The organism is Stenotrophomonas sp. TWI273 (assembly GCF_039674765.1).
Taxonomy (GTDB): domain Bacteria; phylum Pseudomonadota; class Gammaproteobacteria; order Xanthomonadales; family Xanthomonadaceae; genus Stenotrophomonas.
Map to the genome: position 1 here is coordinate 326946 of NZ_JBDJOA010000002.1, position 13120 is coordinate 340065.

10 protein-coding genes are annotated in these 13120 nt (G+C 68.8%); 5 read left to right on the forward strand and 5 right to left on the reverse strand.

Annotated elements, in window-relative coordinates; translation table 11 throughout:
• Positions 1–30 precede the first annotated feature (30 nt).
• Positions 31–411 carry a helix-turn-helix domain-containing protein gene (locus tag ABE571_RS03875; protein ID WP_313212937.1) on the forward strand — a complete coding sequence of 127 codons (381 nt, stop codon included), beginning with the start codon at positions 31–33 and terminating at the stop codon, positions 409–411.
• A 250-nt stretch (positions 412–661) separates the two neighbouring features.
• Here the strand turns inward: ABE571_RS03875 and ABE571_RS03880 are convergent, their stop codons facing one another.
• A complete protein-coding gene (locus tag ABE571_RS03880; RefSeq protein WP_346493214.1) occupies positions 662–1255 on the reverse strand; it encodes a TetR family transcriptional regulator in 594 nt (197 codons plus the stop codon).
• 111 nt (positions 1256–1366) lie between these two features.
• Here ABE571_RS03880 and ABE571_RS03885 point away from each other — a divergent pair, with 111 nt between their 5' ends.
• The gene (locus ABE571_RS03885; RefSeq protein ID WP_346493297.1) at positions 1367–2575 is read left to right on the forward strand and encodes an MFS transporter; all 1209 of its coding nucleotides are present in this window, start codon (positions 1367–1369) and stop codon (positions 2573–2575) included.
• Positions 2575–3774, forward strand: coding sequence for an MFS transporter (locus tag ABE571_RS03890; protein ID WP_346493215.1), 1200 nt, complete (start codon positions 2575–2577; stop codon positions 3772–3774). The genes ABE571_RS03885 and ABE571_RS03890 overlap by 1 nt, the downstream gene beginning before the upstream one ends.
• 26 nt (positions 3775–3800) lie before the next feature.
• Here the strand turns inward: ABE571_RS03890 and ABE571_RS03895 are convergent, their stop codons facing one another.
• From ABE571_RS03895 to ABE571_RS03905, 3 genes are all read right to left on the reverse strand, one after another.
• Positions 3801–4322 carry a nuclear transport factor 2 family protein gene (locus ABE571_RS03895; protein WP_346493216.1) on the reverse strand — a complete coding sequence of 174 codons (522 nt, stop codon included), beginning with the start codon at positions 4320–4322 and terminating at the stop codon, positions 3801–3803.
• 123 nt (positions 4323–4445) lie between these two features.
• Positions 4446–4649, reverse strand: a complete 204-nt coding sequence (locus ABE571_RS03900) for a hypothetical protein (RefSeq protein WP_313209021.1) — start codon at positions 4647–4649, stop codon at positions 4446–4448.
• Positions 4646–4789 carry a hypothetical protein gene (locus ABE571_RS03905; protein WP_179459899.1) on the reverse strand — a complete coding sequence of 48 codons (144 nt, stop codon included), beginning with the start codon at positions 4787–4789 and terminating at the stop codon, positions 4646–4648. The genes ABE571_RS03900 and ABE571_RS03905 overlap by 4 nt, the downstream gene beginning before the upstream one ends.
• A gap of 391 nt (positions 4790–5180) precedes the next feature.
• Here ABE571_RS03905 and ABE571_RS03910 point away from each other — a divergent pair, with 391 nt between their 5' ends.
• Positions 5181–7742, forward strand: a complete 2562-nt coding sequence (locus ABE571_RS03910) for a methyl-accepting chemotaxis protein (RefSeq protein WP_346493217.1) — start codon at positions 5181–5183, stop codon at positions 7740–7742.
• A gap of 73 nt (positions 7743–7815) precedes the next feature.
• Positions 7816–10449, forward strand: a complete 2634-nt coding sequence (locus ABE571_RS03915) for an excinuclease ABC subunit UvrA (protein ID WP_346493218.1) — start codon at positions 7816–7818, stop codon at positions 10447–10449.
• Positions 10450–10464: 15 nt separating this feature from the next.
• Here the strand turns inward: ABE571_RS03915 and ABE571_RS03920 are convergent, their stop codons facing one another.
• Complete coding sequence (locus ABE571_RS03920; protein WP_346493219.1) at positions 10465–12981, reverse strand: sulfite reductase flavoprotein subunit alpha; 2517 nt, start codon at positions 12979–12981, stop codon at positions 10465–10467.
• Positions 12982–13120 lie beyond the last annotated feature (139 nt).

Genomic DNA, 13120 nt, shown 5'->3' on the forward strand with positions numbered 1-13120 from the left:
TCGAAAGAAGGCACCAAACGGTAACCACACATGAAAACGGGTACTCCCGAAGCGCATTGGCGAGAGGATTGCGCCCCCCGGCGGGTGCTGGAGCTGTTCAGCACCAAGTGGACCTCGATGGTGCTGCACACCCTGGCCGTGCGCCATGACGGCATTGCCCGCAGCAACGCGCTGCACCGCAGCCTGCCGGCCGTCTCCAAGAAGATGCTGATCCAGACGCTGCGTGACATGGAGCATGCGGGGATCGTGCTGCGCACCGAGTACCCCACCGTGCCGCCCTCGGTGGAGTACACATTGACCCCACTGGGGCGGCAACTGGTCGAACCGATCGAACTGATCTACGACTGGGCGCGCCGCAATGCCGGCGCCCTGGATGCGCTGCAGCCGCGCGCGACGTCACGTCGGCGCTGAGCGGGACGTGCCAGCCGGATCGGGTGGCGTACGGCTCCCCTCCAGCGCATCGATGCGGTGACCCTCAGGTTCTGGCTCCTGAACGTGCTGGGTTGGACGCTGTTCGCGCTGATCGCCTTCCTTGCGCGACCGAGTAAAGCGTCGGTGCCGGACGCGCCTTTGAAGAACGCGTCGGCCTCGCGGCCACAGGGAGCGATATATGACCTGCGGTCAGGGACCGGATCCAATGGCGGCCTGACCGGATGAGCGGTCAGTGCGGGGTGCTGACCCGCAGCCCACGCAGCAGCAGGTCGAGCGCCGCCACGCTCTGTGCCAGCCGCGCATCGCCATCATCGCCATCGGCGATCCAGAACGCGGCCTCGGCCAGGCTGCCGTACACCAGGGAGGCCAGGGCCTGCGGATGGGCCTCGGCGACCACGCCCTGATCGATCAGGTGCGCGAGCAGGCGCTGCATGGAATCGATGCAGTGGCGCTGCGATTCCGGCGAGGCGCCGCCGAGCACCGCCCGCGCATCGCGCAGGACGATGCGCTGGATGGTCGGCTCCAGGGCCATCTCCAGATACCCCATGCAGCGAAGACGAAAGCCCGTCCAGGGATCCTCGGCGGCGTCGGAGATCGCCTTGAGGCGGTCGTCCATCTCAGCGTCGATCTCATCGACGACGGCCGCGAGCAGGCCCTGCTTGTCACCGAAGTGGTGATACAGCGCGCCACGGGTGAGCCCGGCCTGCGCGGTGAGGTCGTCCATCGAGGTCTCGGCGTAGCCACGCTCGCTGAAGACCACGCGGGCCGTCGCCAGCAGCGTGGCGCGGGTCTGCTCCATGTCGGCGCGGGTGCGACGGGCCATCGATATCTCCTTGCTTGCGGGGCGGACCGCTGTTTACATCCGGAGCGTATGTATATAGGATTTTAAACATACGTTGTGTATGTAAAAGGTGGAAAGCCAGTGAAACGCGCTGTGACCCGTCCCTATCGAGAGTTGTTCGCTGCGCCCGGTACCACCGGGTTTGCGCTGGCGGGGCTGCTGGCGCGGCTGCCGTTGCCGATGACCGGCATCGGCCTCATCACGCTGCTGGCCCAGGTGCGCGGCAGCTATGCATTGGCCGGCGCGGTAGCCGCGACGTTCGTGCTGACCTATGCGTTGCTGTCGCCGCAGGTATCCCGTCTGGTGGACCGGCATGGACAGCGCCGTGTCGTGCCGATGGCCACCGGCGTCAGCGTGATCGGCCTGCTGATGCTGCTGGCGGCCTCGTGGTGGGAAGCGCCGGCGGCCGTGCTGTTCCTCGGGGCACTGCTGGCCGGGGCGATGCCCAGCATGTCGGCCATGGTGCGCGCGCGCTGGACCGCGATCTATCGCGGACAGTCGCGCCTGCAGACCGCGTACGCGCTGGAAACCGTGTTCGATGAGGTCACCTTCATCGTCGGGCCACCGTTATCGATCGGCCTGGCGGTCTCGCTGTTTCCGCAGGCGGGTGTTCTCGCCGCTACCGTGCTGCTGCCGATCGGCGCGCTTGCGTTGATCGCGCAGCGCCGAACCGAGCCCCCGATCGAGGCCGTACTACCCCATGCCGCACCTGCTGCGTCCGTCATCCATCTGCCGGGCGTGCGGTGGCTGGCCGTGTTGATGGTCGCGATGGGCGTGATCGTGGGCACCGTCGATATCGTCAGCGTCGCCTTCGCCGCGCACGTGGGGCAGCCCGCGGCCGCCAGCGTCGTGCTGTGTGCGTATGCCGCCGGCTCCTGCCTGTCCGGGGTACTGTTCGGTGCGCTCAAGCTGCAGACGCCACTGCGCCGCCTGTTGCTGCTGGGCGGGATCGCGACCGCATTGACCACCTTGCCGCTGCTGCTGGTGGGAAGCATCGCCGCACTCGCCGTGACGGTCTTCGCGGCGGGTGTGTTCTTCGCCCCGACGATGATCGTGGCGATGTCGTTGATCGAGCAACAGGTCCCGCCGCGCCAGCTCACCGAGGGCATGACCTGGCTGCTGGCGGCGCTGAACGTGGGCGTGGCGCTGGGCGCGGCGATCGCCGGCTATGGGGTGGATGCACACGGGCCACGCGCCGGGTACCTGGTTGCCTTGTGTGCGGGAGGAGCGGTGCTGCTGGCGGCGGCGTTCGCGCACGGCGTGTTGCGTCCGCGTGAGCCACGCCACCTGGGGATCTGCTGATGCAGGCGCAATCCACACCGCGCCACCCGTGGTGGGCGGTCACCGCGGTCAGTCTGGCCACCTTCTCGGTCGTCACCACGGAGATGCTGCCGGTCGGCCTGCTGACCCCGATCGCCGAAGCGTTGGACACCACCACCGGCACTGCGGGCCTGATGATCTCGTTGCCCGCACTGCTGGCAGCGCTGTTCGCACCGCTGGTGGTGATCAGCGCCGGCAGCGTGGATCGACGCTCGCTGCTGTGCGGGCTGCTGGGTCTGCTGGTGATCGCCAACCTGGGTACGGCTTTCGCCCCCACGCTGGGCTGGATGCTGGCGGCCCGCGTGCTGGTCGGGCTGTGCATGGGCGGCATCTGGGCCATTGCCGGCGGGCTGGCGGTGCGGCTGGTGGCAACGCGATCGGTCGGCCTGGCCACATCGCTCATCTTTGGCGGCGTGGCGGCTGCTTCCGTGCTGGGCGTTCCGCTTGGCGCGCTGATCGGGGAGCTGCTGGGATGGCGTTGGGCGTTCGGCAGCATGGCGCTGCTGGGGGCCGCCGTCCTTGCCCTGCACCTGGCCGTGATGCCCGGGCTGCCGCCGTCCGGCACGACCAGCGTGCGCCAGTTCGGTCAGCAACTGGGCAACCGCGGGCTGCAGCTTGGGTTGATGCTGACCTTCCTGCTGGTCGCCGGGCACTTCATCGCCTTTACGTTCGTTCGGCCGCTGCTGATGTCGGTCTCGGGATTCGACGCGCGCTGGGTGGGGCTGTTGTTGTTCGGCTACGGCGCCGCGGGCATGGCCGGCAACTTCCTTGCCGGCATCGCGGCAGCACGACGTACCAGGCTGACGGTGTCGCTGATCGCGGCGGGTCTGGTGCTGGCGCCCTCGCTGTTCCTGACCCTCGGGGAGTCGCGCCTGGGCGGTGCCGTGGCGCTGCTGGCGTGGGGGCTGGCCTACGGCGGGGTATCGGTGGGCTTGATGACGTGGATGATGAAGGCCGTGCCCAGGGCGATGGAAATCGCCTCCGCACTCTATGTCGGTGCCTTCAATGTCGGGATCGCATCCGGGGCGTGGGTGGGCGGCCAAGCACTGGATCGGCTCGGTCTGACCGCCAATCTCTGGCTCACCGGTGGCTTCGCGGTCGCGGCAGGGGTGGTGTGCCTTGCTGGCCGCCGGATGGAATGGACGGAGCGGGGCACCGGCATGCCTTCGCGCGCACCGTGACAGGGTGGCCCGAATCCTCCCCGGCGCTATCTGGTTTCCGTCGTCTGCAGCGCCGCCTTTTCAGCCTCGGTCAACGCGCGATGGCCGTAGCTCAGCACCCGGGTCATCTGCCATTGCCCGTCCTTGTGCTGCCAGACCATCACGAACTTCGCACTGCCTTCGCAGTGGCCGGTCGCCACCTCGCAGAAGCGGTGCTCGCCTTCCTCGATCGCGCCGAAGTCCTTGATCGGGTAGACCTTGAGCGTCCCTGGAACCCGTTCGCGGCGGACCTTGTGGCAAATGTACTTGCGCGTGTTGGAGACCACCGTGTCGCGATCGAAGCTGGCCCCGCCGCTGTCGTGATAGAACTCGACGGTCGGCGAAAAGTAGCGGGCAAAGGTCTCCAGGTCGCAGCGGTTGTACGCGTCGAAGACCTGGTCATCCAACGCGGTGATGGTGCGCGTGAGGGTGGCTGCCTCCACGGCCTCCTCGCCAGCGGACGCTGACAGGGGCGCGAGCATGCCGGCAGCCACGAGCAGGGCGGCGAAAGCGGTGGGGCAGTGTGTCATCGGGGGTGCCTGCTTCAATCGGACCAGAGCGGGCGCCAGGTTTCGCATGGGCCGGGGCGTCCTTCAAGTGTCATTCGGAACGATGACCTGTGGGCACGGCAGAACGCACATGGCCCCAGCGTGTTACAGCGTGCTGGAATCCACCCGCTGGCGGCCAGCCTGGGTCAAATCGATGTCGCCGTCTTCCGCCTGGGCCGCGTAGCCGGCCTTGACCGCCCAGTTGGCGGCTTCATCGCTGACCGGACGCGTGGCGTTGATATCGCGCAGGATCTGCCGCTGTTCGTCGGTCAGGTGCGTTGCCGCGCTCGTCCCGGTGCCGCCGCTCATGGCGCGCGGGCCTCGACGCTGACCACGCCCTGGGCCAGCCGCGCCCGCTTGGCGCGCCGATGGTTCACCCACCACACCAGCCCCGGCAGGCCGTACAGCAGTGCACCGGCGAGCAGAAAGATCTTGAAGGCGGCATTCATGGCGGTCTCTCTCCGTGCGGTATGGCGTTGGTGCGTCGTGATCGGCCCAAGGTGCGGTGGCGCGCACCGGACCCTGCAGCGGCCCCGGCCGCGATCCCAGCGCTAGTTCAGCGCAATCGCCGTGAAGGCGCTGTCCCTTCTTTCACTGTCGCACGTTCAGCGGGTGTGATCCCGGTGTTGCTGCAACCCGCCCGTTCAAGACGACGCATGCCACCGCCCTGCGAGGGATACCCCGAGCCGCCCGGCGCTCGTCGCCTGACCGTCATCACTTCGTCGTCTGGCGCCCTTACAACGGGAGCCACTGGCGACGCCAGGGGCGCTCAGTGAGATCGGCCCTCAAGTTCAGCGCGGTCCCGCCGATACCGGTGCGTCCTTCCGCCTGGAGTGCGTGATGTCGGTCGTCCCCCGTCGCCTGTCGTTGTTCGTCGCCCGTCTGGGCGATCGGTTCCGCTTCCGTCTCGCCCAGCCGACCCGGCTGGCCGCGCTCGGCCGCCTCAGCGTGGCACAGAAACTCAGGGCCAGCCTGCTGATCTGCGGTCTGGGCCTGTTTGCGGTCGCCGTCGTCTACGGCTGGACGCGCCATGATACCGAGCGTGCAGCCGAAACCTTCGCCGCGCACCAGCAGGAGGCCGCACTGGCGGCCACGCTGGCGACCGAGATCGCCGATGCGCGGCGCCTGCAGACACGGTATGCCAGCACCTTCGATGACGGCGATCGCGAGGCGTTGCAGGCCGCGCAGCAGCGCCTGCAGGCGACCCTGGGCCAGCTGCAGCGCGATCCCCACGATGCCGGAAGTGCCGGCGCGCTGCGCGAGCTGGCTGCCCGCGCGGGTGACTTCGCCGAGGGCATCAGCGCATTGAATGCCCGGGTGGATGAGATGGGGCGCGGCGATGCTGGCCTGCGTGCGCAGTTGGAGGCGGCGGCTGCCACGCTGGAGGCCAGCGTCGAGGCCAGCGCGCGCCCGGTGGTGATCGCCCAGCTGCAGAAGATGCGGCGCGAGGAAAGCCTGCTGCTGCTCACCGGTGATGCGGCGCACACCGATCGTGCCAGCGAACAGAAGCTGCCGTTCGATCTGTCCCTGGCGCAGGCGCGCCTGGATGCAGAAACGCAGGAAGCGCTGCGAAGGCAGATGGAGGCGTATCAAGGGGCGCTGCTGGCCTACACCGCCGCCCGCATCGGGCTGGATGTGGAGGCGCAGTCACTGGCCGAGACCGCGGCCCAGATCGGGCCCGGGCTGCAGGCGCTGCAACAGGCGCAGACGCGGGCCTTGGCCGCGGCACGCGAGCGACAGGCCGCGCGGGCCAGCACCATGGGGGTCGTATTCGCGTTTACCCTGCTGCTGGTGGCGGTGGTGCTGATCGCCACCTTGCTGCTGGTGCTGCGCGCGGTCCGTCAACCGATCCGCGACACGCTGCGCTTTGCCGAGGACATCGCCGATGACCGGCTCGACACCGTGCTGACCATCCACAATCCGCACGATGAGATCGGCCAGCTGGCCGCGCGCCTGCGCCACATGCAGCAACGGCTGCGCGAGCGGATCGAGGCCGAGCGCGCCGTCGCGCGCGACAACACCCGCGCCCGCCAGGCGTTGGACAGTGCGCAGACCGGCGTGATGGTGCTCGACGGCGAGGGGCGGATCGGCTTCCTCAACCAGGCGCTGCTCACCGAACTGCAGCTCACGCACGCGGACTGGAGCGGCCAACCGGCGGCCGCCCTGCATCCGGCCTTCGCCAGCCTGTTGCCGAGGCTGCAGCGCGGCCAGCGTGCCAGCCGGGAGATCGAGCACGCAGGCGTCCGCTACCAGCTGGTGATCACCCCGATCGTGGAGCACGACCAGCTGCTGGGGGCGGCGGTTGAGTGGCGCAGCCGCGCGCTGGAAACCACCGTGGAGAACGAGGTGGCCGCGCTGGTCGATGCGGCCGCGCGGGGCGAACTGCATGGGCGGATCGCGGTCGAGGACAAGCAGGGCTTCGTAAAGACGCTGGCGCTGAGCATCAACCACCTGCTCGATACCTTCCAGAGCAACCTGTCCGGATTGCAGGGGCTGCTCTCGGCGTTGTCGCAGGGCGATCTGCGCGTACGCATGCAGGGCGATTTCCACGGTGTGTTCGCGCGCCTGCGTGACGATGCCAATGCCACGGTGATGCAGCTGACCGACATCGTCGCGCGCATCCAGCAGGCCTCGGTGGCGATCAACCATGCCGCCGGCGAGATCGTCGCCGGCAACCACGACCTCTCCGATCGCACCGAGCGCCAGGCGGCGCATCTGGAAGAAACCGCTTCCTCGATGGAGGAGCTCGCGGCCACGGTGCGGCAGAACGCGGATTCGGCGCAGCAGGCCAACCAGCTGGCGATACGTGCGGCCGAGGTTGCGGCCCGCGGCGGCGAATCGGTGGCGCAGGTGGTGACCACCATGGCCGATATCGCCCTGTCCTCGCGGCGGATCGGGGAGATCACCGGGGTGATCGACGGAATCGCGTTCCAGACCAACATCCTGGCCCTGAACGCCGCCGTGGAAGCGGCGCGGGCAGGGGAGCAGGGGCGCAGCTTCGCGGTGGTAGCCAACGAAGTGCGTTTGCTGGCACAACGCAGTGCCGACGCCGCGCGCCAGATCAAGCAGCTGATCGAAGCCTCGGTCGAGCGCGTTGATGCGGGTACCCGGCAGGTCGACAGCGCAGGCGCGACCATGGGCGAGATCGTCGGCAGCGTGCAGCGGGTGACATCGATCATGGCCAGCATTTCGGCCGCGTCGCAGCAGCAGACCGCGGGCATCGAGCAGGTGAGCCAGACGTTGCTGCAGATGGATGGCAGCACCCAGCAGAATGCGGCGCTGGTGGAGGAGGCCTCGGCCTCGGCGCGCGCGCTGGATCGCCAGGCCTCCCTGCTGGGCGAGGCGGTGGATGCCTTCGTCATGACTGCACCGCCGTGCGCGCGCGTGCGGGCGACGGCCTGAGGCCGGCGTCAACACCGCACTCACGGGTCTTCACCGGCAGTGAGCCGGCGCTGTGGTTCGCTATTGTTCATCCATGAAGACCTCCACGCGCCGGCCGTCGCCCTCTACTGCCCCGGATACCTTCGTGCGCGTCCGGGGCGCACGCGAACACAACCTCAAGAACGTGGATGTCGACATCCCGCGCGATGCGCTGGTGGTGTTCTCCGGCATCTCCGGCTCGGGCAAATCCTCGCTGGCGTTCGGTACGCTGTATGCCGAAGCACAGCGGCGCTACCTGGAGTCGTTGTCGCCCTATGCGCGGCGGCTGATCGACCAGGTCGGCGTGCCGGATGTGGATGCGATCGAAGGGCTGCCACCGGCGGTGGCCCTGCAGCAGCAGCGCGGCACCGCCAGTGTGCGCTCCAGCGTCGGCAGCGTGACCACGCTGTCGAGTCTGCTTCGGATGCTGTACTCGCGCGCCGGTACCTATCCGGCCAAGCAACCCATGCTGTACGCCGAAGACTTCTCGCCGAACACGCCGCAGGGCGCCTGCCCGAACTGCCACGGCCTGGGCTACGTGTATGAGGTGACTGAACAATCGATGGTGCCCGATCCGTCGCTGAGTATCCGCGAGCGCGCCATCGCCGCATGGCCGCCGGCGTGGCACGGGCAGAACCAGCGCGACATCCTGGTCACGCTGGGCTACGACGTGGATATCCCCTGGCGGGATCTGCCCAAGAAGCAGCGCGAGTGGATCCTGTTTACCGACGAACAACCGGTGGTGCCGGTGTATGCCGGCTTCACCCCGGCCGAAACCCGCGCCGCCGTGCGTCGCAAGGAGGAGCCCAGTTACATGGGCACCTTCAGCGGAGCACGCCGTTACGTACTGCATACCTTTGCCACCACGCAGAGCGCGATGATGAAAAAGCGCGTGGCGCGCTACATGATCGGCGCCGAGTGTCCGGTCTGCGATGGCCGCCGGTTGAAGCGCGAAGCGCTGTCGGTGACGTTCGCCGGCATGGATATCGGCACGTTGTCGCGGCTGCCGCTCAGTGCCATGGCGCAGGCGTTGCGTCCGGCGGCGCAGGGGCATTTCGAGGTAGCGGCCGCAACCGCCACACGCAGCCGTAGCGCCGGTCGCCAGGCCACGGCCAAGCGGGTGGCCGCCGGTGGCAACGCGCATGCGGGTGGCAGCGATGTGCGCCGCACGCCGGATCTGTCGGAGGAGAAGCGCATCGCGGCCCAGCGCATCGCGCACGATCTGGTCGAACGGATCGGCACGCTGCAGTCGCTGGGGCTGGGCTATCTGTCGATGGACCGCGCGACCCCGACGCTGTCGCCGGGCGAACTGCAGCGCCTGCGCCTGGCGACACAGATCCGCTCGAGCCTGTTCGGCGTCGTCTACGTGCTCGATGAGCCCACCGCCGGCCTGCATCCGGCCGATGGCGAGGCCCTGTACGACGCACTGGCCCAGCTCAAGGCTGGCGGCAACACGCTGTTCGTGGTGGAGCATGATCTGGAGATGCTGCGCCGCGCGGACTGGCTGGTGGATGTCGGCCCGGGTGCCGGTCAGCACGGTGGCCAGGTGCTCTACAGCGGACCACCCGAGGGCCTGCGCACGATCAAGGCCTCGGTCACCGCGCCGTATCTGTTCCAGAGCGGTGCCGGCCCGCGCCGCACGCCGCGCGCGCCGTCCGGCTGGCTGGGCCTGCAGGGCGTTCACCGCAACAACCTGCATGGCGTGGATACACGTTTTCCGCTTGGGGCGTTCACGGCGGTGACCGGTGTCTCCGGCTCGGGCAAGTCGAGTCTGGTCAGCCAGGCGCTGGTCGAGCTGGTCGGCGAGCACCTGGGGCAGGAGCCGGTGATCGAAGAGCTCGACAGCGAGCTGCCGCAGCCCAGCCGCATCGAACGGACCCGTGGCCGGTTGAACGGGGCCAAGGCGATCAAGCGCCTGGTCAACGTCGACCAGAAGCCGATCGGGCGCACGCCGCGCTCCAACCTGGCCACGTATACGGGGCTGTTCGATCATGTGCGCCGTCTGTTCGCCGGCACGCGCGCGGCCAAGGCGCGCCGCTACACCGTCGGCCGCTTCTCCTTCAACGTCGCGGCAGGCCGCTGTGAAACCTGCGAGGGCGAGGGCTTCGTCCACGTCGAGTTGTTGTTCATGCCCAGCGTCTATGCGCCGTGCCCGACCTGCCATGGTCAGCGCTACAACGCCAAGACCCTGGAGGTGCAGTGGAACGGTCGCAACATCGCACAGGTGCTGGCGATGACGGTGGAGGAGGCGTTGGCGTTCTTCGCCGACGAGCCGCCCGTGCAGCGGCCGCTGCAACTGCTGCGGGATATCGGCCTGGGCTATCTGCGTCTGGGCCAGCCGGCCACGGAATTGTCCGGTGGGGAGGCGCAGCGGATCAAGCTGGCCACCGAGCTGCAGCGCAGCCAGCACGGCAACAGCCTGTATGTGCTGGACGAGCCGACCACCGGCCTGCATCCGGCCGATGTGGACAAGCTGATGACGCAGCTGCACGGCCTGGTCGACGCCGGCAACACGGTGGTGGTGGTCGAGCACGACCTGCGTGTCGTCGCCGACGCGGACTGGGTGATCGATGTGGGGCCGGGCGCGGGCGAGGAGGGCGGCAGGATCGTCGCCGAAGGCACGCCGGCCCAGGTCAGTCGCGCCAGGCAGGGCGCCACCGCGCGCTATCTGCGCCGCTGGTTTCCCTGAGCGGCGCCGTGCACCTCAGTACACGTCGCGGCGGTAGCGTCCGTCGTCGAGCAGGGCATCCACGGCATCGTTGCCGAGCACCTCGCGCAGCACGGCATCGACGCCTTCGGCCATGCCGTGCAACGAGCCGCATACGTAGAGGCTGCCGCCCAGGTCCACCCACGCCCGCAGTGCCTCCGGTGCGGCGCGCAGGCGGTCCTGCACATAGCCGCCGCCGTCCGGATCGCGCGAGAACGCCAGGTCCACACGGCTGAGGTGACCCTGCGCCCGCCACGCCTCGATCTCCTCGCGGTACAGGAAATCGTGCGCGCGGGTGCGCTCGCCGAACACCAGCCAATGCCCGCGATCGCCCTGCGCGTCGGCTTCACGCAGCAGGCTGCGCAGACCCGCGATGCCGGTGCCGTTGCCGATCAGCAGCATCGGGGCGTGCTCGGGATGGCGATGGAAGCCGGTGTTGCGACGCACGCGGGCATGAATGTTGTCTGCCTCCCTGGCATGCACGCACAACCAGCCCGAGCCCAGTCCGTGGCGGCCGTCGGGCAGATCGGTCAGGCGGATCACCAACTGCACGGCACCATCGCCGGGCACCGAGGCGATCGAGTATTCGCGATGCGGCAGCGCAGGCAGTCGTGCCAGCCAGCGGGCAGCATCGGGTGCTGCAGCGGCGTCCACTGCCTCCGCTGTCTCAGGCAGCACACGCGCGGCAGCGGCCTCGACCAATGCCGTGATGCGTCCATCGACCGTCACCGGCGCCTGCGGATCCAGACCGTTGCGAGCCAGCACCGACAGCACATGCGCACGCGCGTGGCGCGGCGCCATCTCCAGGATGTCGCCGGCCTGCCAGTGCGCGTGCGCCGGCGGCCGCAGGGACACCTGCCAGATCGCCCCGGCGGCGCTGCCCGGATTGAGCTGCGCGCGCGCATCCAGCGCCCAGGGGTGCAGTTCAACCGGTGCCGGCAGCGGGGTGTGATCCTCCACCCCGGTCAGCACACCCAGCTGCTGCTGCCAGTTCGCCAGCGGCACGGCATCGGTGCGGTCCACCTCGATGCTGGCGAACAGTCGTTGCGCACCCTGCGCCACCAGCCAGCTGTCCACCTGTCGCGAGAAACCGCAGAAGCGTGGGTATTCGCGGTCGCCGAGCCCGAGCACGGCGTACGCCAGGCCCTGCAGCGAGGTGGACTGCGCCACTACCCGTCGCTCGAACGCACGCGCCGCATCCGGCGCTTCGCCATCGCCGAACGTACTGATGACGAACAAGGCCTTGTCCGTGTCCGCGAGCAACGCCGTATCCACCTGCGCGAGCGGCCGGACGTGCACCGGCAGGCCAGCCGCCTGCAACTGCGCCGCCGTACGCCAGGCCAGCTGTTCGGCAAAACCACTCTGGCTGGCAAACGCCACCAGCCACGGCTGCCCGGTGCCGACGGCCGCCGCGAGAGGCAACCGTGAGGCACGCACCTCGCGCTTCTTGCGGCGGCGGTCCAGATACAGCATCCAGCCGGTGATGAAGAACACCAGCATGCCCAGGCTGGACAGCATCACGATGACCCGCCCCGGCAGCCCGAAGAAGCTGCCCGAGTGCAATGCGAACACACTGACGATGATCTTGCCGCCGGCATTCCTGGCGCGGTACGGTGCGTAGGCGAGCAGGGCACCGGTGGCCGGATCCAGCTGGACGATATCCTGCGCGCGGTCATGGGCGGCATCGCCGCCCTGCACGCGGCTGGTCAGCGGGCGGCCCGGTGTGGCCGGGAAGCGCAGATCGATGTAGCCGCGGCGCACACCCTCCAGGCCGTACAGCGTCGCCTGCACCTTGCCCAGATCCAGCGGGCCGCGGCTGGCGCGCCGCTCGCTTTGCTCTGCGTCTGCCCCGCCGAGCAGCGTGGTGGCGCCCTTGCGGTACCAGTCGAACGACCACCACAGCCCGGTCAGCGCGATCATCAGGTAGACCAGCAGCACCCAGGTGCCGACCACCGAGTGCAGGCTCCACAGGAAACTGCGCCCGTTGCGCGACCACTCCACCGCCAGCCAGGTGCGCCAGTGCCACCAGCGTCGCGGCCAGCGCAGATACAGACCGGATAGACAGAAGAACACCAGCGCGATCGCGCAGCTGCCGGTGATCAGGCTGCCGCGTTCGCCACTGACCAGGTGGCGGTGCAGGTCTTCGACGAAGGCGAAGAAATCCAGCCCCTTCAGCTCGGTCAGCACGGTACCCGTGTACGGATCGAAGTAGCGCCAGTTCGCCTGGCCGCCGTCGAAACGCGCGACCGACAGGCGCTGCCCGGTGGCATCCACGCGCAGCCGCTGCAACGGCTGTGGCATGTCCTGCTGCAACCGCGGCAACAGCGCGGTGAGCGCCAGCGGCTGCTCGCCGGCCGCATGGCGTTGCACGACCTGCGCAAGCGCAGGATTGGCCGCGCGCATGATCTCGTCTTCAAAGGCCAGCGTGGCCCCGCTCAGGCCCATCACCGCCAGCACGGTGCCGGCAGTGATGCCCAACAGCCAGTGCAGCTGGAAAACAACGGTCTTCAACATGCGGGCGGTTCCGGCGGCAAGGCGAAGCAGGCCCGGCTGTAGATGAGAATGGATCTCGTCATTGTTGGGTGCAGGCCAGGGGCGGTCAATAGCCCAAGGCGGGCCAGCGCGGCATCCCGATCAAACCGTTACCGATCCC